Here is a 22,346-nt window from a genome sequence, read left to right as displayed (position 1 = left end):
GGGGTGAGCAGCGCGGTGACGCCGAGGGCGGCCGTGCGCTGGTCGGGGGTGGCGCGGTCGGCGATGCCCGCGGCCACGGTGCGCAGGGCGCGGGCGAGGCCGGCGGCGCCGGGGCGCTGGGCGGGGTCCTTGCGCAGGCAGCAGTCGAGGACGGTCCACAGCGGGCCGGGCATGCCCTCGGGGCGCCGGGGCTCCTCGTTGATGTGGCGGTGCAGGACCTGGAGGGTGTTGCTGCCGCTGAACGGCGGGCGGCCGGTGACCAGTTCGAACAGCAGGACGCCGGCGCTGTAGATGTCGACGGCGGAGGTCTGGGGGCGGCCCTCGGCGGACTCGGGGGCGACGTAGGAGGGGGAACCGATGAACTCGTGGGCGCGGGTGACGCCCGGGGTGTCGGCCAGGCGCGCGATGCCGAAGTCGGTGAGCAACGGCCGCAGCGGCCCGGCGTCGTGGTCCCCGGCGCCGGTCAGCAGGACGTTGGCGGGCTTGAGGTCGCGGTGGACAACGCCCTTGGCGTGCGCGGAGGCCAGCGCGTCGGCGATCTGGGCGGTCAGCAGGGCGGCCGCGACCGGCGTGAAGGGGCCGTTCTCGCGCAGGTAGCGGTGGAGGTCGGGGCCGTCGATGAGGTCCATCACCAGGGCGATCAGGTCGCCCTCGACGACGAGGTCGCGGGTGCGGACGATGTTGTCGTGCGGGTCGCTGCCCAGGCGCAGGAGGACGGAGCGCTCGCGCAGGAAGCGCATCACGACGTCGGGGTCGTGGGCCAGCTCCTCCTTGAGCACCTTGACGGCCACCGGCTCGCCGGGCTGCCCCGCGACGGCCGCCTCCTCGCCCGCGGCCTCGCGCTGCCGGGCCCGCCAGACGGTTCCCGTGGCGCCGTGCCCGAGCGGCTCCTCGAGCAGGTATTTGCTGCCTACCGGCCGCACGTGTGCTCCCTGGTACGTCGTCTGTGCTGGTGGTCCCGAGGCCCCTACTGTAGTGGCGGCTCCGGGGCGGGCCCGAAGGCCGCTCCCCCGTGGAGGACCCCGCGGGGGGCCGATCAGTTCCCGTCAACTCCCGTTTCAACCGGTCAGAAATGGCCAGAAAACGCCAATCACGATCATGGGGTGCCGAGGGCGGCACGGGCTGTCAGTGGCGGGTGCGAGGATGCTTTCAGCATCAGCATCCGATGCGACGACCGCGATGAGCTGGTGCCGAATGCTGCCGCCGGGGTGTGCCGCGGGCGGGCGAGGGTGACCGGGAGGGCCGATGCCGATCCAGATCAGGTTGACCGTGCTCGGGCACGACGGTGCCGAGGACACCGACGTACAGGTCGCCGCCCCCGCCGACACCCCCCTCGCCGCCGTCCTGGGCTCCCTGGCCTCGGCCGCCGCGCCCGGCTCGCCCGCCCCCGGGGCCGTCTTCTGCGAGGAGACCCGGCTCGACCCGCGCCTGGCCGTGCTCGGCCGCCCGCCGCTGACCGACGGCGCCGTCCTCTCCTTCCACCGGCCCGCCGAGGGCACCGGCCGGGAGCCGGCGGGGGCGCGCCTGCTGGTGGTGGCCGGACCCGACGCGGGCGGGGTGCACCTGCTGCGGGGCGGACCCGCGCGGCTCGGCAGGTCGGCGCGGGCGGACGTCCCCCTGGACGACCCCGACGTCTCCCGGCTGCACTGCGCCATAGAGCTGACGGCCGACGGCTCGGTCACCGTCACCGACCTGGGCTCGACCAACGGCACACTGCTGGACGGCGCCCCCGTCACCGGCGGCCCGCACCCGGTGCGGCCGGGCGCCCTGCTGCGGCTGGGCGAGTCCGTGCTGCGCGTGGAGTCCGAGGCCGCGCCCGCCCCGCCGCCGCCCGGCGACCGGGATCGGTCCGGGCGCCGCGGCCTGGCCGGGTGGGCGCTCGGCCTGCGCGGCGCCTCGGCTCCCGGCGCGCCCGCCGCGCCCGAGGCGGGGCCCTCCGGGAGCCGGGAGGCCGCCTCCCGCTGGCCGGACCCGGCCGCCGTCCTGCTGACCGCGCTGGAGTCCGGGCCCCGGCTGTGGGAGCGGGACGCGGGGCACCCCGACGCCTTCGCCCTCCGGCTCGGCACCGCCCAGCAGGCCCCCGAGCTGCTGCCGCCCGTCACGCTCGCCCTGCCCGCCGCCGGGTCCCTCGGCGTCGCGGGGCCGCGCGGCCGGGCGGTGGGCGTGGCCCGCTCGCTGCTGGCCCAGCTCGCCGCGCTGCACCCGCCCGCGGCGCTGGAGATCGTGGCCGTGGCGCCCGGCCGGGCCGAGGAGTGGTCCTGGCTGGGCTGGCTGCCGCACGTGCGCCCCTCGCGGGGGCAGGACTGCGGGCTGCTGCTGGCCTTCGACGCGGCGCAGGCCGCCGCGCGCGTCGGGGAGTTGCAGGCCCGCGTCGCGGCGGGTCCGCCCGGCGACGGGCGGCGGACCGTGGTCCTGGTGGACGGCGACCCGGGCGAGGCGGCCACGCGCGCGGCCCTGGCCAGGCTCGCCGCGGAGGGCCCGGCCGCCGGGGTCCACCTGCTGGTCCCGGCCGAGACCCCGCCGGCCACGGCCGCCTCCCCGCTGGAGGAGACGCTCGTTTCGGCCCGCGCCGCCTCCCCCGTCTTCGCCGGCTGCGCCACCGCCGCGGTGCTCAGCGGCCCGGTGGCCACGGCCCTGCGGCTGGTGGGCCCAGGCGGCGCGGCCTCCCCCACGGCCGGGGCGGACGCGGTCTCCGCGGCCTGGGCCGGGCGCTTCGCGCGGGCCCTGGCCCCGCTCGGGCAGGACCCGGCGGCGGGCGGCGCGCCCGCGCCCGGCGGCGGGCCGCTGCCGGAGAGCTGCCGGCTGCTGGACGCGCTGGGCCTGGCCCGGGTCACGCCCGGGGCGCTGCGCGAGCGATGGTCGGGGCAGTCCGGGCTGCCCCTCGTGCTGGGCGCGGGCCAGGACGGGCCCGCCGCGCTCGACCTGGCAGCGGCGCCCGGACCCCTGGCGGTGGACGGCGGCCCCCGCTCCGGCCGCACGGAGCTGCTCGCCTCGCTCACCGCTTCGCTGGCCGCCGCGCAGGGCCCCCGGGACCTGTCGCTGCTGCTGGTCGAGGGCGCGGGCGAGGGGCTGCGGCCGGCGGCCGAGCTGCCGCACGTGGCCTCCTACCTCCCGGCCACCGACCCGGTGCGGATGCGGGCGTTCGCCCAGGCGCTGCGGGAGGAGCTGAGGCGGCGGGCCGCGCTGCTGGGCGAGGCGGACGGCGGGGCGGAGCCCTTCGGCGCGGCCCGGCTGCGGGTCGCGCGGGTGGTGGCCCCGCGCGAGCCGGGGGACGCGAGGCCCGAGGCCCCGCCGATGCGCGCGCAGGGCAGCGGGCCGCTGCCCTGGCTGGTCGTCCTGGTGGACGACTTCGAGGCGCTCCTGGCCCCGCCGCTGAGCGCCCCGGGCCGGCAGGCCGCCGGCTCGGTGGTGCGCGCGCTGGACGCGGTCGCCCGCGAGGGGCACCCGCTGGGGGTCCGGCTGATCACGGCCGGCGGCGCCCCCGCCGCGGCGATACGGATCGCCCTGACCGGGCACCCCGCAGGCCGCGCCGAGCTGCGCCACGCGACGGGCCGGGCCACGCACTTCCAGGCGGGCCGGGTCACCGCGCGCATCCCGCGCACCTCGACGCTGCGGCCCACCGTCGCGCGCCTGGACTGGTCCCGGGCCGGCGATCCCCCCGCCCGCCGTCCCGTCCGTGAGCTGGGCAACGGCCCCACCGACATCGCGCTCCTGGCCAGCGCCGCCACCCGCGCCGCCGAGACCGACCGCACGGCCACGGCCACGTTCGTCTGATCCACCGGCCCCGCGAGGCCCGCCCCTCCACCGGTCCTCCGCGCGTGCTACGCGCGTCAGCGGGGCGGGTCACAGCACGATCACGAAGTGAAGTTGTCATGTACCGAGGTCTTGCCCCCGGCGGGGACGGAGCGTAGGACATTCGGCGTAGGACGTGCGGTGTGGCAGGCCCTGCGCATGGGGCGTTGCCACCCCAGAGGGGTGAGGCGGTGCTCATGCACGGTTCCGGCCGGGGATCCCGGCGCAGGGCGGCCCGCGCGATCGCGGCGGTGGCCGCGCTCGGCGCGCTGACGCTGACCGCGTGCGGGGACGACGGCGACGCGGGCACGAGCGGACGGGAGTCCACGATCGAGCTTCCCGACCTCAGCGGACAGGAGCTGGAGGTCGCGGCCGTGTGGACCGGCGCCGAGCGGGACAACTTCCTGGGGGTGCTGGAGGAGTTCGAGGCGCTGACCGGGGCCTCCGTCAGCTACGTCCCCACCGGGGACAACGTCTCGCAGTACGTCAGCACCCGCATCGAGGGCGGCGCCCCGCCGGACGTGGTCTTCGTGCCGCAGCCCGGGGTGATCCGCCAGTTCGCGGAGAACGGCTGGCTGGCCCCGCTGGGCCCCGCCGCCCGCGAGCAACTGGAGGCGAACTACACCGAGGGCTGGCGGGAGCTGGGCTCCTACGAGGGCGAGCCGTACGGCGTCTACGTCAAGGCGGCCAACAAGTCCCTGATCTGGTACAGCACCACGGCCTTCGAGTACGCCGGGGTCGAGCCGCCCGCCACCTGGGACGACTTCGTGGACACGGCCTGGACGGTGTGGGAGTCGGGCACCACCCCGCTGTCCGTGGCCGGCGCCGACGGCTGGACCCTCACCGACTGGTTCGAGAACATCTACCTCTCCCAGGCGGGCCCGGAGATGTACGACCGGCTGGCCGCCCACGAGATCCCGTGGACGGACGAGAGCGTCACCGACGCGCTGACCACGCTGGCCGAGGTCTTCGGCGAGTCCCGCCTGCTGGAGAACGGCAACAGCGGCTCGCTCCAGACCCTCTTCCCCGACTCGGTCACCCAGACGTTCATCGACCTGGAGACGCCGGACGCGGGCATGGTCTTCGAGGCCGACTTCGTGGGCGCCGTCATCACCGACTCCACCGACGCGGTGATCGGCGAGGACGCGCGGGTCTTCCCGTTCCCGGCCGTCGGCGGGGGCGACCCGCCGGTGGTCAGCGCGGGGGACGCCGCCGTGGCCGTGGCCCCGGACGGCACGGCGAGCGAGGCGCAGGAGGCCCTGATGACGTTCCTTGCCTCCCCCGACGCGGCCCGGATCTGGGCGGAGGCGGGCGGCTTCGTCTCCCCCAACCACTCCCTGGAGTTCGACGCCTACCCCAACGACGTGCAGCGCGGCATCGCGGAGGCGCTGATCGCCGCGGGCGACGACTTCCGCTTCGACCTCTCGGACCAGACCCCGGCCGACTTCGGCGGCACCACCGGCCAGGGCATGTGGCAGGGCCTGCAGAACTTCCTGCGCTACCCCGACGACATCCAGGGCGCCCAGCGCTACCTGGAGTCCCAGGCCGCCGCGGCCTACGGCGAATGACGGACGGAGACTGACTTCCCATGGCATCAGGCAAGGCGGTGATCACGGCGCGTCCCTGGGCGGTCGCGTGCTTCCTGCTGCCCGCGCTGCTGCTCCTCGGCGCGCTCGTCGTCTACCCCATCGGGTACTCGGTCTGGCGCAGTCTCTACGACGCGTCGGGCGACAGCTTCGTGGGCCTGGACAACTTCCAGGAGCTGTTCACCAACGACGCGGTCCGCACCGCGCTGCGCAACAACCTCATCTGGATCGTGGTGGCGCCCACCCTGGCCACCGCGCTCGGCCTGATCTTCGCGGTCCTGACCGAACGCATCCGCTGGGGCACGGCGTTCAAGCTGATCGTCTTCATGCCGATGGCGATCTCCATGCTGGCGGCCGGCATCATCTTCCGCCTGGTCTACGAGGCGGACCCCGACCGGGGCGTGGCCAACGCGGTGATGACCACGGTGAACGACGCCTTCACCGGCAGCTCCTCCTGGCCGGACGCCCAGCCCCGCCCCGGCGGCCCGCTGACCGCGCAGGAGGACGGCTCCTACCTCCTGGAGGAGCCCGTGCGCGCCGGGGAGCCGGCCCTGCTGCCGCTGGTGGCCGTTCCGCAGCCCGAGCTGGAGGACGCGGCCCCGGCCGCCGCCGCCGCGGCGGACCCCGGCCAGGTCAGCGGCACGGTGTGGATGGACTTCACCCGGGGCGGCGGCGGCTCGGAGAACGCCGTGGACCCCGAGGAGCGCGGCCTGGCCGGGATCACCGTGCAGGCGGTGGCGGACGGCCGGGTGGTCGCGGAGGCCGAGACGGCGGAGGACGGGACGTTCACCCTGCCCGCCGAGGCCGACGGGACGCGGCTGCGGCTGGCGGCCGACAGCTTCACCGCCCCGTACAACGGCGTGGAGTGGCTGGGCCCCAGCCTCATCACGCCCGCGATCATCGGGAGTTACGTGTGGATGTGGGCCGGCTTCGCGATGGTGCTCATCGCCGCCGGCCTGGCCTCGGTGCCCCGGGAGACGCTGGAGGCGGCGCGGGTGGACGGCGCCGGCGAGTGGCAGGTCTTCCGCCGCATCACGGTGCCGCTGCTGGCCCCGGTGCTGGCGGTGGTGATGGTGACGCTGATGATCAACGTCCTGAAGATCTTCGACCTGATCTACGTCATCGCGCCCCCCTCGACCCAGGGTGACGCCAACGTGCTGGCGCTCCAGCTGTACCTGTCCTCCTTCGGCTCCGAGCCGGACCAGGGGCTCGGCAGCGCGATCGCGGTGTTCCTGCTGCTGCTCGTGGTGCCGGTGATCATCTTCAATCTGCGCAGGCTGCGACGGGAGAACCAACGGTGACCGCTCCCACCACGACCGACCGGCTGCCGGACCCGGCGGACGCCGCCCCGCCGCCCTCCGCCCGCCCGGCCCGCCCCTCCGCCGCCTCCCGGCTGGCCGGCCTCGCCGCCGGCACGGCCGTGCGGGTGGTGCTGGTGGTGCTGGCCCTGGTGTGGCTGCTGCCCACGGCCGGCCTGTTCGTCTCCTCGCTGCGCGGGCCGCGCGACATCGCCACGGGCGGCTGGTGGGAGACGCTGACCGACCTCGACCAGTTCACCTGGGACAACTACGACGCCCTGCTGAGCAACGACACCTTCACCGGCTCGGTGTGGACCACGATCGCCATCACGGTCCCCTCCACCGTGCTGGTCGTGGTGATCGGCGCGCTGGCCGCGTACGCCTTCGCCTGGCTGGACTTCCCCGGCCGGGACTGGGCGTTCCTGGCGGTGGTCGCGCTGCTGGTCGTCCCGGTGCAGGTCGCGCTGATCCCGGTGGCCCGGCTGTTCAACTCGCTGGGCATCTTCGCCACCACCCTGGGCGTGGTCCTCTTCCACACGGCCTTCGGCCTGCCGTTCGCCATCTTCCTGCTGCGGAACTTCTTCGCCGAGATCCCGCGCGAGCTGCTGGAGGCCGCGCGGCTGGACGGCGCCGGGGAGATACGCCTGTTCACCCGCGTGGTCCTGCCGCTGGGCGGGCCGGCGATCGCGGCGCTGGCGATCTTCCAGTTCATGTGGGTGTGGAACGACATGCTGATCGCGCTGATCTTCGCGGACTCCGGCTCGCCGCCGATGACGGTGGCGCTCCAGCAGGAGATGCGGCAGTTCGGGAGCAACTTCGACGTGCTCGCGCCGGGGGCGTTCCTGACCATGCTGATCCCGCTGGCGATCTTCTTCGCCTTCCAGCGCCAGTTCGTCTCGGGCGTGATGTCGGGGGCGGTGAAGTAGCCGGGGCGGAGCGGGCGGCGCCGGAGCGGCCGGGGGCGGAGCGGCCGGGGGCGGAGTAGCCGGGGCTGCTCCCAACGGGGGAAGCCGGGCGCCGACACCTGTCGCGTCCCGGCAAACCCGGTCCGGAAGAGCGATTGTCGGATGGTCCGTGTATCCGATGCATCGTCCGACCCCCTCCCCCGGGATGTGCCGTGCCCGAGTCCGCGCCCCGCTTCAGCGTGATCGTCCCCGCCCATCAGGTGCAGGCGCACCTGCCCGCCTGCCTGGCCTCCGTCCTGACCCAGGACTTCCGCGACGTGCAGCTCATCGCCGTGGACGACGCCTCCCCCGACGCCTGCCGGGAGATCATCGCGGAGGCCGCCGCGGCCGACCCGCGCGTCCTGGGCCTGACCCTGCCGCGGAACGCCGGCCCCGGCCCCGCCCGCAACGCCGCCCTCCCCCACGCCACCGGCTCCTACGTCCTCTTCCTCGACGGCGACGACCTGCTCACGCCCGGCGCGCTGGCCGCCCTCGACGCCCGGCTGACCGCCGCCGGCGAGCCGCAGCTACTGCTCTTCGACCACGCGCGCCTCTCCTGGGACGGCGAGGTCACCCCCGGCGTCCCGGCCGGCCTGCTGGCCACGGCCGGCGCCGCCTCCGCACCCGGCAACGGCGCCGCGCCCCGGACGTTCACCCTGGGCGGGCGGCCCTCCCTGCTCGGGCTGCCGCCCGTCGCCTGGGGCGCCGCCTACCGGCGCGACCTGCTGACCTCGGCCGGGCTGCGCTTCCCCGCCGGGCACTACCAGGACCTGCCGTTCTTCTACGCCGCGCTGGCCGCCGCCGGGTCGATCGCCGTGCTCGACCGCGTCTGCGTGCGGCACCGGCGGCGGCGCCAGGGCGGCCGGGCCCGCTCGGCGGGGCGCGGCCACTTCGACGTCCTCGACCAGTACGAACGCACCTTCGCGCGGCTGGGCGCGCTGCCCGGCGGCGACCGCTGGCGCCCCGCCCTGCACCGGCTGATGGTCGCCCACCTCACCGCCGTCCACCGCGAGCTGCGCGGGGTCCTTCCCGGGCCGGAGCGGGCCGAGTTCCTGCGCTCCGCCCGCGCGCTGTGCCGCACGCACCGCGCCGCCTCCGGGTCCACCGCGCTCGGCGCCGGGCGCGGCTCCCGCCCGCGCCGCGGCCTGCCGGCCGCCCTGGGGCTGCCGGGCGCGGGCCTGCGCGGGCTGCGCCGCCTGGCGCGCCGGGGCGGCGCCGGGCTGCGGGCCGCGCTGCTGCGCGTCCACTACCTGCTCCAGCTGCGCCGCCCGCTGGACCGGCGGCTGGCCGTGTTCGCCGGGGGCACCGGCGAGGACGCCGGGTACGCCGGGCACCCCGCCGCCCTGGAGGCCAGGCTGCGGGAGCTGGAGCCCGGCTTCACCACCGCCTGGGTGACCGGGCCGGGGCCCGGGCCCGAACCGCCGCCCGGCGTGCGGCGGCTGGTGCCCGGCACCGCCGCCTACCTCGGCGCCGTCGCCCGGGCCGGATTCCTCGTCAGCGGCGGGCCGTTCCCCGACGCGCTCGTGCCCCGCGCCGGGCAGCGCCGCCTCCAGACCCACGCCGGGACCCCCCTCGCGCACGCCGGGCTCGACGCGCCGGGCCGCGACCTGGCCGGGCTGCTGCGCCAGATCGACCGCTGGGACCACTGCCTGTCCGCCGGGCGGCACGCCACCCTCGCCTGGGAGAGCGCCTACCCGGCCGCCTACCAGATCCTGGAGTACGGCTCGCCGCGCGCCGACCTCTTCCACGCGGCCGGCGCGGAGGACGTCCGGGCCGCCCGCGGCTGGCTCGGCGTCCCGCCGGGCGTGCTCGCGGTGCTCTACGCCCCCGCGCCGCGCTCCGGGCGGCAGGAGACGGCCCTCCCCGCACCCGAGCGGCTGGCCGCCCGCCTCGGGCCCGGCTTCCTGCTGCTGGTGCGCGGCGGCCCGCACCGCGCCTCGGGCCCCGGCGTGCTGGACGTCACCGGGCATCCGGCGGGCCTGGAGTGGCTGTGCCTGGCCGCGGACGCCCTGGTCACGGACTACGCGCCGGTGGTCTTCGACTACGCCGTCCTGAACCGGCCGGTCGTGGTGCACGCCGAGGACTGGGAGGGCTACCGCGCGGTGCACGGCGCCTACGTCGACCTCCCGGCCGTCGCGCCGGGCCCGGTCACCCGCGACGAGGACGAGCTGGTCGCGGCACTGCGCGGCACGGAGCTGTGGACGGGCGCGGAGAGCGCGGCGCGGCGGGAGGCGTTCCGGCGCCGGTTCTGCCCCTACGACGACGGCTTCGCCGCCGAGCGGGTGGTGCGCCGGGTCTTCCTGGACGGGCGGCGCGTGCCGCCGGTGGTCCCGGTGGAGGCCAGGCGGCCAGCGCCGGCCGCCGTCACGGTGCGGGCCGAGCCCCGGACGCCGGCCCCGCGTCCCCGTCCCCGCCTGCACGCCGCCCGGTGTGAACGGTGAAGGCGGTCAGGTAGAACGCGTCCGGCCGCCGCAGCACGCCCGCCGGGTCCTCCCCGGACAGCAGAACGTCCAGAGTCGCGCGGTCGTCCGGGTCCAGGCTCTCGCCCAGCTCCTCACGGCGGCGGGCGAGCAGGGTGTGGAGGTGGGCGCGGGCGCCGGGGGCGAGCGGGGGCGGCAGGTCCACGAGGAACGACCGGGGCGGGGCGGCGGTCAGGCCGGCCGCGGCCAGCATCTCCGGCCAGTCCTCGACGGTGTCGGTGGAGCCGGGCAGGCCGGCGCGCATCGCGGTGAACCACTCCTCCTCGACGGCGTCGAGCCGGGTGAGGAAGCCGGGGCGGCCCAGGCCGATGTCGCGCGGCAGGAAGCGGGTGGGCAGGCCGCGCTCGGCCACGGCCAGCACGCCGCCGGGGCGCAGCAGGCCGGCCATGGCGCGCAGCGCGGCCCGCTGGTCGCCGAGATGGTGAACGACCTGGCTGGCCCAGATCACGTCGGCCTCCCCCAGCGCGGGGAACCCCTCGGGCAGCTCCGCCCGCAGGGTGCGCAGCCGCTCCCCGAGCCCCAGCGCGTCGGCCCGCGCGCGGGCCATCTCCAGCAGCTCGGGGGCCCCGTCCACGGCGACGACCTCGGCCTCGGGAAACTCCTGCGCCAGCAGGCAGGCGGCGACCCCCGGCCCACTTCCCACATCGAGAACCCGCCGGGCCTCGGGCTGCCGGCCGCGCAACCAGGCGGCGGCCTGCCGCAGATATGGCGCGTGCAGCTCGGCTTGCCGCTCCAGGTGCGACCCCAACACCGCCCAGTCGAGATCCGGGCCACTCTCCGCGTGACCGTGACCGTGCGCGTGCCCGTGACCGTGGTGTGCCTGCACGAAACCCCTCCTCGCTGCTGAGTGCTGCCACGCGGCAGCGCTGCCGATGCCGAGCCGATGCCCGGGCAGCGTGACCCGCCCCCGCCCCCAGGGGCAACTCCCGTTGCCGATTCCGGGACAGCGGCAGGCCGAGACGGCGGGCAGGCCGCGGCTTCGGACCCCGAGCGGGACGCCGCCGCGGCGATCGCCGGACAGCGTCCGGCTGGCCCCGGAAGAGCCGCCGCGCCGACGGCGGCGCCGGAGACGGCAGGCACCCCACGGCCCGGGACGACCGGCCCGTCAGGGCCCGTCCAGGACGGCGGCCGAGCCGCGGCAGCGGGGCCGGGCCAGGCGCGCCCGGCGGTCAGCCGCGCCCGGACCTGCGAGGGCCCGGCAGGGCAGGCAGGGCGACGCCAAGCCGGCCGGCGGACGCATCCCGGTCCAAAACAGCCGACAGGTCGGCGGCCGGCCTGCGGCCGTGCCGCGGCAGCGGGCATCGGGCCGCCAGGCCCGACGCCCCCCGGCGGGCGGCCCCGGGCCGGGCCGCGCGGGCCCGGGGCGCCGCCGCGGGCGGTCAGCGGTTGCTGCGGAGCAGCGTCCGCATCGTGCGCATGGCGACCGAGAGGTTGGCGAGGTCGAAGCTCTCGGAGGACTGGATCTCGGCGAGGGTGACGCGGGCGCGGCCCAGGATGGCCGCGTTCAGCTCCTCCCAGGCGGCGAAGCGTTCCTCCGGGCCGGCGTCCTCGCCGCCCTGGGCGAGCACGTCGGCGGTGATCAACTGCTGCGCCGCGTACAGGTCCTCGCGGATGGCGGTGCGGGCCATGGACTGCCAGCGGTCGGCGCGGGGCAGCTCCCCGATGCGGTCCTGGAGCCGGGAGACGCCGAGCTGGTCCCCGAGGTGGTAGTACACCTCGGCCACGTCCAGCAGCGGGCGGCCGGTGCGGTCCGCGACGGCCACGATGTCCAGCGCGGGGAACGCCGCGGACAGCCCAGCCACCTGCGCAGCCGCCTCAGCGGGCACCCCGTCGCCCGTCAGCTCGTCCAGCAGGCCCGTGTACCACTCCAGGTCCCGGCCGCGCAGCAGCTTCGGCAGCTCCTGCCACACCTGCGCCACCCGGTCGGCGAACAGGTCGATCGTCTCGGCCAGCCTCAGGGGCTGGGGCCGGTTGTTCAGCAGCCAGCGGGCGCCGCGCTCGGCCAGCCGCCGGGCGTGCAGCCGGATACGGGTCAGGACGGGGGCGGCCACCTGGTTGTCCAGGCTCTCGGCGGTGTCCCAGATCGCGGCGACGTTGAAGATCGCGCGGGAGGCGGTGTGCGCCCGCACGATCTCCTCGGTGGAGGCGCCGGACTCCTCCTGCAGCCGGTGCAGGAACGAGCTGCCGCCGACGTTCACCGTGTCGTTGACCAGGACGGTCGTGATGATCTCGCGGCGCAGCGCGTGCCCGTCGATCCGGTCGGGGAAGCGCTCGCGCAGGTCGCTGGGGAAGTAGGCGTACAGGAGTCGGCCGACCCACGGGTCGTCGGGCAGGCCGGTGTTCAGCAGCTCGGCGGTGGCCGTCAGCTTGGCGTAGGCGAGCAGGACGGCCAGCTCGGGCTGGGTCAGGCCGCGCCCGGCGGCCCGCCGCTCGCGGAACTCCTCGTCCGGGGGCAGGAATTCCAGCTCCCGGTCGAGGCGGCCCTGCTCGCCCAGGCGGCGCACGAGCCGCTGGTGGGCCAGGATCAGGCCGGGGCCGGTGGCCGCGCTGTTGGCCAGGGCGACGTTCTGGGCGTAGTTGTTCCGCAGGACGAGGCGGCCGACCTCGTCGGTCATCCCGGCCAGCAGGGCGTTGCGCTGCTTGAGCGTCAGGTCCCCGGCGGCGACGACGGAGTTGAGCAGGATCTTGATGTTCACCTCGTGGTCGGAGGTGTCCACGCCCGCGCTGTTGTCGATGGCGTCGGTGTTGCACCGGCCTCCGGCCAGGGCGTACTCGATACGGCCACGCTGGGTGAGGCCGAGGTTGCCGCCCTCGCCGACGACCTTGGCGCGCAGGTCCCGGCCGTTGACGCGGATGCCGTCGTTGGCCTTGTCGCCCGCGTCGGCGTGCGTCTCGTCCGTGGCCTTGACGTAGGTGCCGATGCCGCCGTTCCACAGCAGGTCGACGGGAGCGCGCAGGATGGCGCGCATCAGCTCGGCGGGCGGCAGGGCGGCGACCCCGTGCTCGATGCCCAGGGCGGCGCGCACCTGCGGGGTGAGCGGGATCGACTTGGCGGAACGCGGGTGCACGCCGCCGCCTTTGGAGATCAGTGAGGCGTCGTAGTCCGCCCAGGAGGAGCGGGGCAGCGCGAAGAGGCGGGCGCGCTCCGCGAAGGAGACGGCAGGGTCGGGGTCCGGGTCGAGGAAGATGTGCCGGTGGTCGAAGGCGGCGACCAGGCGGATGTGCTCGGACAGCAGCATGCCGTTGCCGAAGACGTCGCCCGACATGTCCCCGATCCCGGCCACCGTGAAGTCCTGGGTCTGGGTGTCGTGGCCCAGCTCGCGGAAGTGCCGCTTGACCGACTCCCAGGCGCCGCGGGCGGTGATGCCCATCCCCTTGTGGTCGTAGCCGGCGGAGCCGCCGGAGGCGAACGCGTCGCCCAGCCAGAAGCCGTAGGCCCCGGCCACGTCGTTGGCGATGTCCGAGAAGGTGGCCGTGCCCTTGTCGGCGGCGACGACGAGGTAGGTGTCGTCGCCGTCGTGCCGGACCACGTCGGCCGGGGGGAGGACCCGCCCGGCCACGAGGTTGTCCGTGATGTCGAGCAGGCCGGAGATGAACGTCCGGTAGCACGCGATGCCCTCGGCCAGCCAGGCGTCGCGGTCGGCCGCGGGGTCGGGCAGGCGCTTGGCGACGAACCCACCCTTGGCGCCGACGGGGACGATGACGGTGTTCTTCACCTCCTGGGCCTTGACCAGCCCGAGGATCTCGGTGCGGAAATCCTCGCGCCGGTCGGACCAGCGCAGCCCGCCGCGGGCCACCTTGCCGAAGCGGAGGTGGACGCCCTCGACGCGGGGCGAGTACACCCAGATCTCGAACGCCGGGCGCGGCTCGGGGAGCTCGGGGATGGCCTGGGGCTCCAGCTTCAGCGAGAGGTACGCATGGGGGGCACCCTCGCCGGTGTGCTGGAAGTAGTTCGTCCGCAGGGTGGCCTTCACGACGGTGAGGAAGGCCCGCAGGACGCGGTCCTCATCGAGGTTGGCCACGTGCTCCAGGGCGCCGTCCAGCTCCTCCAGCAGCCCGTCGGTCAGCTCCCGGCCGGCGCTCTGCCGCTGCGGAGAGAGCCGGGCCTCGAAGAGGCTGACCAGCAGGCGCGTGGTGTGGGCGTTCTTCCGGAGGGTGGCCTCCATCGTCTCCTGGTTGAAGCGGGCCCCGGCCTGCCACAGGTACTTGGCGTAGGCCCGCAGGACCATCGCCTCGCGCCAGGTCAGGCCCGCGGAGAGGACGAGGGCGTTGAAGCCGTCGTTCTCCGCCGCGCCGGTCCACACGGCGGCGAACGCCTCCTGGAAACGCTCGCGGGCGTCGCCGCGCAGACCCCCGGCCAGCGGCTCGGGGACCCGCAGCCCGAAGTCGTAGATCCAGGCGGTGGGGCCGCCGGCCGGCCGCAGCTCGTAGGGCCGCTCGTCCACGACCTCCACGCCCAGGGCCTGGAGGACGGGCAGGACGGCGGAGAGCGAGACGGGCTCGCCGGTGCGGTAGATCTTGAAGCGGCGCTCGCCGGGGGCGGCGCCCACCGGCTCGTAGAGGCTGAGGGCGAAGTCCCGCTCGCCGTCGGCGCGCAGGACGTCCGCGCAGCGGATGTCGGCCACGGCGGCGCGCGGCGGGAAGTCGGCCTTGTACCCCTCGGGGAACGCCCCCTGGTACCGGTGGGTCAGCTCGGCCGCCTGCTCCTCGCCGCACTCGGCCAGCAGGGCGTCGGCCAGGCCGTCGGCCCAGGAGCGGGAGGCCTCGGCGAGCCGGCTCTCGATGCGGTCGGCGTCCGCCTCGGTCAGCTCGGGCAGCTCGGCGCCGGGCTTCACGCGGATCACGAAGTGCAGGCGGGAGAGGACGGACTCGGTGTTCCACGCGGAGAAGTCGGCGCCGGTGCCGCCCAGTTCCTCGCAGAGGATGTCGGTCAGGCGCAGCCGGACGGAGGTGGTGTACCGGTCGCGGGGGAGGTAGACGAGGGCGGAGTAGTACCGGCCGTACTCGTCCTGGCGCAGGAAGAGCCGCAGCCTGCGCCGCTCCTGGAGGTGGAGGACGGCGGTGGCCGTGTCGCGGAGGGTGGCCACCGGGGTCTGGAACAGCTCGTCGCGGGGGTAGGTCTCCAGGATCTGGAGCAGGTCCCGGCCGCTGTGGCTGCCGGGGGCGAAGCCAGCGGTGGCCAGGACTGCCGCGACGTTCCTGCGGATGACGGGGATGCGGCGGACGGACTCGGTGTAGGCGGCGGCCGAGAACAGGCCGATGAAGCGCCGCTCGCCGGTCACCCGCCCCAGGGCGTCGAACTTCTTGACGCCGATGTAGTCCAGGTAGGACCTGCGGTGCACGGTGGCGCGGCTGTTGGCCTTGGTGAGCACGAGCAGGCGCGGCTCGCGGGCCTTGGCGCGGGCGGAGGGGGCCAGGCGGCCGAAGGCGGCGGAGGCCGGGGGGTGGGCGGCGCCGGGATCGTGCGGGGGGTCGGAACGCAGGATGCCCAGGCCGGTGCCGGGGACGGCGCGCAGCTCGTCGCCGGAGCCGTCCTCCTCGCGGGCCAGCTCGTACTCGCGGTACCCGAGGAAGGTGAAGTGGTCGTCGGCCAGCCAGCGCAGCAGCTCCCCGGCCTCGGCGGCCTCGCCCTCGGGCAGAACGTCCGGCAGCGGCTCGTCGGCCAGGCCCTCGGCGATGCGCAGCGCGGCCTCCCGCATCTTCTGCCAGTCCTCGACGGCCTCCCGGACGTCGCTGAGGACCCGGCGCAGGCCCTCCTCGATCTCCCGCAGGTCCTCCTCGTCGGTCTCCCGGTCGATCTCGACGTGGATCCAGGACTCGGTGACCGCGTCGTGCGGCAGCTCGCCCGGGTCGTTGCCGCCCGTGTCGAGCAGCTCCAGCATCCGGCCGGTGACGTCGCGGCGGACGGTGATCAGGGGGTGGATCACCAGGTGGATGCCGCGGCCCTGGCGGGAGAGCTCGTTGGTCACGGAGTCGACCAGGAAGGGCATGTCGTCCGTCGCGACCTCGACCACGGTGTGCGTGCAGGTCCAGCCCAGCTCCTCGACCGTGGGCGTGTACACGCGGACGGCGGCCGTGCCCTGCGGGCGGTCGGCGGCCAGCCGGTAGTGGGCCAGGGCGGCACCGCACAGGTCGACCGGGTCGCGGTCGGCGAGGTCCTCGGGGGCGATGTAGCGGTAGTACCGGTGGAGGTAGGCGTTCAGCGCGGCCTCGTCCAGCCCGCCCGGGCCCGAGGAGGGGCTCGCGGGGCTGCCCTGCTGCGCTACGCGCGCCGCCTGGGCGAGTAGTTCGGCCTTGGCCTCGTCCTGCTTGGTGTGCATGTCTCGTGGCTCCTGTCGCGCGCCGTTGCGTGACGTCGGGTAACGGTCACCGGGCAGCGCTCGATCTGGCGGCGTGGATGCGCCCGGCGGAACGGACCAGTGACGGACCTGGCCCGGGAGAGCACCGGGCGGCCGGGGCCGCAACGGCCCGGGCGCGGGGAGGCGACGCTGCCTCCGGCCGGAACTCCAGCCGATATCGCACTGATCACGGATGCAAGGCTAGCGCCCCGGCTCCGGCGTGCCCACCAGCTCTTCGGCCACCCGCACGGCTTCGGCCAGGCTGTCCACCACCGGCACCCCGGCGCTGAGCAGGCTGCCTCTGCTGTGTGAACCCCCGGTGTACAGAACGGCCTTGGCGCCGGCGTGCAGGGCGGCCGCGGCGTCGTCCGTGGCGTCCCCGATGACGACGACGCGCGCCGGGTCCACGCCCGCGAGCGAGGCGCGCAACTCCGCCACGTGCAGCGCCATCTGCGCCGCCTTGCCGGTGATCACGCTGTCCCCGCGATTCCCGTCGACCCTCACGAAGTGGTGGTCGATGCCCAGGCGGGTGAGCCAGGGCAGGAGGCGGTCGTGGGCGGCCAGGGAGCAGACGGACTGGGTGCGGCCCGAGGCCTGCCAGGAGGCGAGGAGCGCGGCGGCGCCCTCGGCCAGCGCCACGGTCTCGGAGCGGGCGAAGTAGTGCCGGTGGAAGACGTCGTCCATCACCGCCCACTCCTCCTCGGTGGGCAGCCGGCCCAGCAGGCGCTCGTAGAAGCGCGGGACGGGCACGCAGTACAGCTCGCGGTACCGCTCCAGGGTGATCGGGGGTATCCCCACCTCGGCGAAGCACGCGTTCGTCGCCGAGAGGACGACGTCGATGTCGTGCAGGAGGGTGCCGTTCCAGTCCCAGACCAGGTGGGCGGCGGAGGCCGGTGCGGTGGGGTCGTTCATGTCTCCACGCTACGAGGTGCCTCCGACAACGCGGCAGTGAATTTCCCCGCCGCCCGCCCCGGGTCCCGCCGCGGCCCGGCTCACAGCAGGTGCTCGATCTCCTGCACGCCGTACCACAGCAGCTCGTGGTCGGCGGCGCCGTCCACCGTGAACCGGGCGTCGTCGTCGCCGAGATCGGCCGCCGCGACGGCCTCGGCGGCGGCGGCCACGTCCGGCTCGGCCTCGAAGCCGTCCACGTGCACGGATGCGAACGCCGCCAGCGGGACGGCCTCGGTCAGCCGCACCTCGCCCAGCGCCTCGGCCATCAGGGCGCGGTCGGGGTCGGCCACGGCGGTGCGGTCGGGAACGTCGGCGGCGGCCACGACGCGGCGCCGCGGCGTCTTCGGGTCGGCCGCGAGGAGGCGCAGGGAGGCCTGCGCGGCGCGGCTGAGGGCGGCGTACTCCAGCTCCTCCAGGCTCCCCGAGAGGTACCACTCGCGCAGGGCGGGGGTGACGGCGTAGGCCGTGAGGGGCGCGGGCCCGGTCTGCCGTGACCGGTGCAGCTCGGCCAGGCAGGAGAGTGTGAGGGGAACGTAGACGCGCATGGACAGACGCTTTCTGGACGAACCTCGGCCCGCTGGGCGAGCCACTGTACCAGGGCCCCGCCTCTTGCCGGTGAGTGACCGAGCGATTACAATCCGCCGCAGTTACTTGCCAGTAGCCCTCGGCTGCTGTGCCTTTGCCCAGGGGGGTGGTCACCTTGAGGATCAGCCAACGCGGCCCCGCGCGCTCCGCGCCGCCCGGCCGCACCGACTCCCGGCGCCCGCAGCGGGCGTTGCCCGTGCGGCGGCCCCACGAGTGGTTCGCCCAGCAGCTTGTCCTGGTCCTCAGCGGCCAGCGGCCGGTGCACGCGCTGCTCGGGCACGCGCGCGACGAGGCGTACGAACGGCTCGCCCTCCTCGCGCCCGACGCGCCCCTGCGCCCGCCCCCCGGCGGCCGGGGCCCCGTCCTGCGCGGGGTGGGCCTGTGCCGTCCGAGCGCCGAGGCCATCGAGGCGTTCGCCCGCGTCACCACCGGCGACCGCACGCGCGCCCTGGCCTTCCGCCTCGAACGCTCCCCCGACGGCCGCTGGCGCTGCTGCGCGATCGAACTCGACACGCAGCCGCGCCGCGACTCCGCGCCCGCGACACCCCCCGGCCGGGCGACGCCCCGCCCGGCCGGGACAGGCCCCGCGCGAACACCGCCGACGGCGGACCGTCCGCGCGCGGCTCAGACGCCGCCGGACACGACGGCAACGCCCACGTCCGCGGGCCACCCGGCCCGGGGCCAGGGACCGTCCGTTGCGGGGAAGACACCCGCGGCAGCCCCACCGAGCCGTCCTCGCCCGGAGGCGGAGACGCCGCCGCGCTCGGCGGCAACGCCCGCGCCAGCCGACCGCCCGGCCCCCGGCAGGAGAACGCCCCCGCCGGGGAAGACACCCGCCGCAGCCGCAACGAACCCCGCGCGAACGCCGACGACGACCCGCCGTCGCGCCGAGGCGCGGACGCCTCCGGGCGCAGCGAGAACGCCCGCTACGACAGGCCGCCCGGCGCAGGGCGAGGCATCGCCGCCCGCCGCAGCCGCAACGAGGCCCGCCCGAACGCCCTCAGCGACCCGCCGTCGGACCCCGGCGGAGCGGCCACCGGGCAGAGCAGGGACATCGGCACCGACGAGCCGGGCGGCCACGCGCCGAGCGTCGCCGGACACGGCGCGGCCCGCGCGAGCGGCGACAGCCGCGACGGGCGCGGCGACCACGCCCGCGGCGCCGAGGGGCCGACCGGCAACGGCGAGCGCGGACCCGTCCGGAGCGCCCGCAACAGGGGCCCTTCGCGCGGGGCGGCCGACGGAGCGGGGGCCTCGCGCCGGGCATGCGCCCGGGGCGGGCGGCAGCGCGCAAGCTTCCGTCTGACCCCCGGCCCCGTCGGCGCCACGGCGACGCAAGCACTGGCCGCAGGCCGGAGACGCGCCGCGCCGGGCGGTGGGACCGGCCCCGGCGGTCGCCCGGCGCCGGGACGGCGTCGCGGCGAGCCCCCGGGAACGCCAGAGGCCCGGCCCCCGCGCCGAGGTGCACGGGGCGCCGGGCCCGGCGTCGTCGGGGGCGGTGGCCGCTACTTCTTGCGGCGGCGGCCTCCCTTCTGGGCCTTGCGGCGCTCCGCGCGGCTCAGGCCGTCGTCCGCGCCGGAGCGGCCGGACGCCGAGGAGGTGGTGACGTCCTCCGCCGAGGTGAAGTCGCTCTCCACGACCCCGCCCGCGCCGTCCACCGTCGGCGCGGAGAAGTGCAGCCGGTCCGCCCGCTTCGGCGCCTCAAGCCCCTTGGCCCGGATCGCCGGCCGCTGCCCGGCCCCGGCCGGAACGGCCTCCTGCGGGCGGCCCGCCGCGCCCTCGGGCGCGGCCTGCACCGGCACCTGCTCGACCTGCCGCTCGACCTGGACCTCCAGGTTGAACAGGTAGCCGACGGACTCCTCCTTGATGCCCTCCATCATGGCGGTGAACATGTCGAAGCCCTCGCGCTGGAACTCCACCACCGGGTCGCGCTGGGCCATGGCCCGAAGCCCGATGCCCTCCTGGAGGTAGTCCATCTCGTAGAGGTGCTCGCGCCACTTGCGGTCCAGGACCGACAGCACCACGCGCCGCTCCAGCTCCCGCATCACCTCGGAGCCCAGCTCCTCCTCGCGACGGTCGTACTGCCGGTGGATGTCCTCCTTGACGGACTCCGCGATGAACTCGGGGGTCAGCCCGTCCCGGCCGCCGGCCTCCTCCTCCAGCTCCTCCACGGTCACCTGGACCGGGTAGAGCTGCTTGAAGGCGCCCCACAGCCGCTCCATGTCCCACTCCTCGGCGAAGCCTTCGACCGTCTCGGCCCGGACGTACGCCTCGATCGTGTCGTCCATGAAGAACCGCACCTGCTCGTGCAGGTCCTCGCCCTCCAGCACCCGGCGCCGCTCGCTGTAGATGACCTCGCGCTGGCGGTTGAGGACCTCGTCGTACTTGAGGACGTTCTTGCGGATCTCGAAGTTCTGCTGCTCGACCTGGCCCTGCGCGGAGGCGATGGCGCGGGTGACCATGCGGTTCTCGATCGGCACGTCGTCGGGGACGTTGGCCAGGGACATCACCCGCTCGACCATCTGCGCCTTGAACAGCCGCATCAGGTCGTCGCCCAGCGACAGGTAGAAGCGGGACTCGCCCGGGTCGCCCTGGCGTCCGGAACGGCCGCGGAGCTGGTTGTCGATGCGGCGCGACTCGTGCCGCTCGGTGCCCAGGACGTAGAGGCCGCCCAGCTCCTTGACCTCCTCGAACTCCGCCTCCACGGCCTTCTCGGCGCGCTCCAGGGCCTGCGGCAGCGCCGCGCCCCACTCCTCGGAGTTCTCCACCGGGTCCAGGCCGCGCCCGCGGAGCTCGGCCTCGGCGATCTCGTCGGGGTTGCCGCCGAGCTTGATGTCGGTGCCGCGGCCGGCCATGTTCGTCGCCACGGTGACGGCGCCCTTGCGGCCGGCCTTGGCGACGATCGCGGCCTCGCGCTCGTGGTTCTTGGCGTTGAGGACCTCGTGGCGGACGCCGCGCTTGTTGAGCTGCTGGGAGAGGTACTCGGACTTCTCGACCGAGGTGGTGCCCACCAGCACCGGCTGGCCCTTCTCGTGCCGCTCGACGATGTCCTCGACCACGGCCGAGAACTTGGCGACCTCGGTGCGGTAGATCAGGTCGGACTGGTCGGCGCGGGCCATCGGCCGGTTCGTCGGGATGGGCACGACGCCCAGCTTGTAGATCTGGCTGAACTCGGCCGCCTCGGTCATCGCCGTACCGGTCATGCCGGAGAGCTTGTTGTAGAGGCGGAAGTAGTTCTGAAGGGTGATCTTGGCGAGGGTCTGGTTCTCGTCCTTGATCTTCACCCCTTCCTTCGCCTCGATCGCCTGGTGCATGCCCTCGTTGTAGCGGCGGCCGGCCAGGATGCGGCCGGTGTGCTCGTCGACGATGAGGACCTCGCCGTCGATGACGACGTAGTCCTTGTCCTTCTTGTAGAGCTCCTTGGCCTTGATGGCGTTGTTCAGGTAGCCGACCAGGGGGGTGTTCACCGACTCGTAGAGGTTGTCGATGCCCAGCCAGTCCTCGACCTTGCCGACGCCCGCGTCGTGGATGGCGACGGTGCGCTTCTTCTCGTCCACGTCGTAGTCGCCGGTCTCGGGGATCTGGCGGGTGGGAACGGCCGCCTCGCCCTTCTCCATCCGCTGCACCAGCTTGGCGAAGTCGGCGTACCACTTGGTGGCCTGGTCGGCGGGGCCGGAGATGATCAGCGGGGTGCGCGCCTCGTCGATGAGGATCGAGTCGACCTCGTCGACGATCGCGAAGTTGTGGCCGCGCTGGACCAGTTCGCTCTTCGACCAGGCCATGTTGTCGCGCAGGAAGTCGAAGCCGAACTCGTTGTTCGTCCCGTAGGTGATGTCGCAGGCGTACTGCTCGCGGCGCTTGGCGGCGGGCATGCCGCCGGAGATGCACCCGACGGACAGGCCCAGGAAGCGGTGCACCCGGCCCATCCACTCGGAGTCGCGCTGCGCCAGGTAGTCGTTGGTGGTGATCAGGTGGACGCCGTCCCCGGAGAGGGCGTTGAGGTATGCCGGGAGCGTGCCGACCAGCGTCTTGCCCTCGCCGGTCTTCATCTCCGCGACGTGGCCCAGGTGGAGCGCGGCGCCGCCCATCAACTGCACGTCGTAGTGGCGCTGTCCGAGCACCCGCTTGGCGGCCTCGCGGACGGTGGCGAACGCCTCGGGAAGCAGGTCGTCCAGGCTCTCGCCGTCGGCGTAACGCTCGCGGTACTCGTCCGTCAGGGCGCGCAGCTCGGCGTCGGAGAGCCCGAGGAAGTCCTCTTCAATCGAGTTCACCTGCTGGGCCACGCGCTGGAGCCTGCGCAGGATCTTGCCTTCGCCTGCACGCATGATCTTGTTGAAGACGGACACGAGGGCTGGTCTCCTTGCCGGGTCGGGCC

General features: G+C 75.2%; 12 protein-coding genes. 6 read left to right on the top strand and 6 right to left on the bottom strand.

What is annotated here, in order from left to right; all coding sequences use genetic code 11:
• Positions 1-923 (bottom strand): serine/threonine-protein kinase (locus RM780_RS24050; RefSeq protein ID WP_311632975.1); only part of this gene is annotated, 923 nt, incomplete at its 3' end.
• Positions 924-1,245: 322 nt separating this feature from the next.
• On the opposite strand from RM780_RS24050, the gene RM780_RS24045 reads away from it, so the two are divergent.
• The 5 genes from RM780_RS24045 to RM780_RS24025 all read left to right on the top strand — a co-directional run bounded on the left by RM780_RS24045 (position 1,246) and on the right by RM780_RS24025 (position 10,061).
• Complete coding sequence (locus RM780_RS24045) at positions 1,246-3,774, top strand: FHA domain-containing protein (protein WP_394813067.1); 2,529 nt, start codon at positions 1,246-1,248, stop codon at positions 3,772-3,774.
• A 215-nt stretch (positions 3,775-3,989) separates the two neighbouring features.
• On the top strand, positions 3,990-5,360 hold the full coding sequence (locus RM780_RS24040) for an ABC transporter substrate-binding protein (protein WP_311632974.1): 1,371 nt from the start codon (positions 3,990-3,992) through the stop codon (positions 5,358-5,360).
• 20 nt (positions 5,361-5,380) lie between these two features.
• Complete coding sequence (locus RM780_RS24035) at positions 5,381-6,679, top strand: carbohydrate ABC transporter permease (RefSeq protein ID WP_311632973.1); 1,299 nt, start codon at positions 5,381-5,383, stop codon at positions 6,677-6,679.
• A gap of 23 nt (positions 6,680-6,702) precedes the next feature.
• Positions 6,703-7,602: a carbohydrate ABC transporter permease gene (locus tag RM780_RS24030; RefSeq protein ID WP_311632977.1), complete on the top strand. Its 900-nt coding sequence runs from the start codon at positions 6,703-6,705 to the stop codon at positions 7,600-7,602.
• A 191-nt stretch (positions 7,603-7,793) separates the two neighbouring features.
• Positions 7,794-10,061 carry a bifunctional glycosyltransferase/CDP-glycerol:glycerophosphate glycerophosphotransferase gene (locus RM780_RS24025; protein ID WP_311632972.1) on the top strand — a complete coding sequence of 756 codons (2,268 nt, stop codon included), beginning with the start codon at positions 7,794-7,796 and terminating at the stop codon, positions 10,059-10,061.
• Here RM780_RS24025 and RM780_RS24020 read toward each other — a convergent pair.
• The 4 genes from RM780_RS24020 to RM780_RS24005 form a co-directional block, all read right to left on the bottom strand.
• Complete coding sequence (locus tag RM780_RS24020; RefSeq protein WP_394813066.1) at positions 9,985-10,926, bottom strand: class I SAM-dependent methyltransferase; 942 nt, start codon at positions 10,924-10,926, stop codon at positions 9,985-9,987. The genes RM780_RS24025 and RM780_RS24020 overlap by 77 nt on opposite strands.
• Positions 10,927-11,479: 553 nt before the next feature.
• A complete protein-coding gene (locus RM780_RS24015) occupies positions 11,480-16,420 on the bottom strand; it encodes an NAD-glutamate dehydrogenase (RefSeq protein WP_311632970.1) in 4,941 nt (1,646 codons plus the stop codon).
• A gap of 219 nt (positions 16,421-16,639) precedes the next feature.
• On the bottom strand, positions 16,640-17,350 hold the full coding sequence (locus RM780_RS24010; protein ID WP_311632968.1) for an HAD family hydrolase: 711 nt from the start codon (positions 17,348-17,350) through the stop codon (positions 16,640-16,642).
• A gap of 80 nt (positions 17,351-17,430) precedes the next feature.
• Positions 17,431-17,934, bottom strand: a complete 504-nt coding sequence (locus tag RM780_RS24005; RefSeq protein ID WP_311632967.1) for a DUF6912 family protein — start codon at positions 17,932-17,934, stop codon at positions 17,431-17,433.
• 128 nt (positions 17,935-18,062) lie between these two features.
• Here RM780_RS24005 and RM780_RS24000 point away from each other — a divergent pair, with 128 nt between their 5' ends.
• A complete protein-coding gene (locus RM780_RS24000; protein WP_311632966.1) occupies positions 18,063-19,277 on the top strand; it encodes an Rv3235 family protein in 1,215 nt (404 codons plus the stop codon).
• 199 nt (positions 19,278-19,476) lie between these two features.
• On the opposite strand, the gene secA is transcribed toward RM780_RS24000, so the two are convergent.
• Positions 19,477-22,317 (bottom strand): preprotein translocase subunit SecA, encoded by a 2,841-nt coding sequence (secA, locus tag RM780_RS23995; protein WP_311632965.1) that lies wholly within the window; start codon positions 22,315-22,317, stop codon positions 19,477-19,479.
• Between the last annotated feature and the right edge of the window lie 29 nt (positions 22,318-22,346).

Origin of the sequence: Streptomyces boetiae (assembly GCF_031845405.1) — a bacterium.
In the GTDB taxonomy this organism is placed as follows: domain Bacteria; phylum Actinomycetota; class Actinomycetes; order Streptomycetales; family Streptomycetaceae; genus Streptomyces; species Streptomyces boetiae.
Note: the sequence above shows the minus strand (reverse complement) of the source record. Positions and strands in the feature narration are given on the sequence as shown.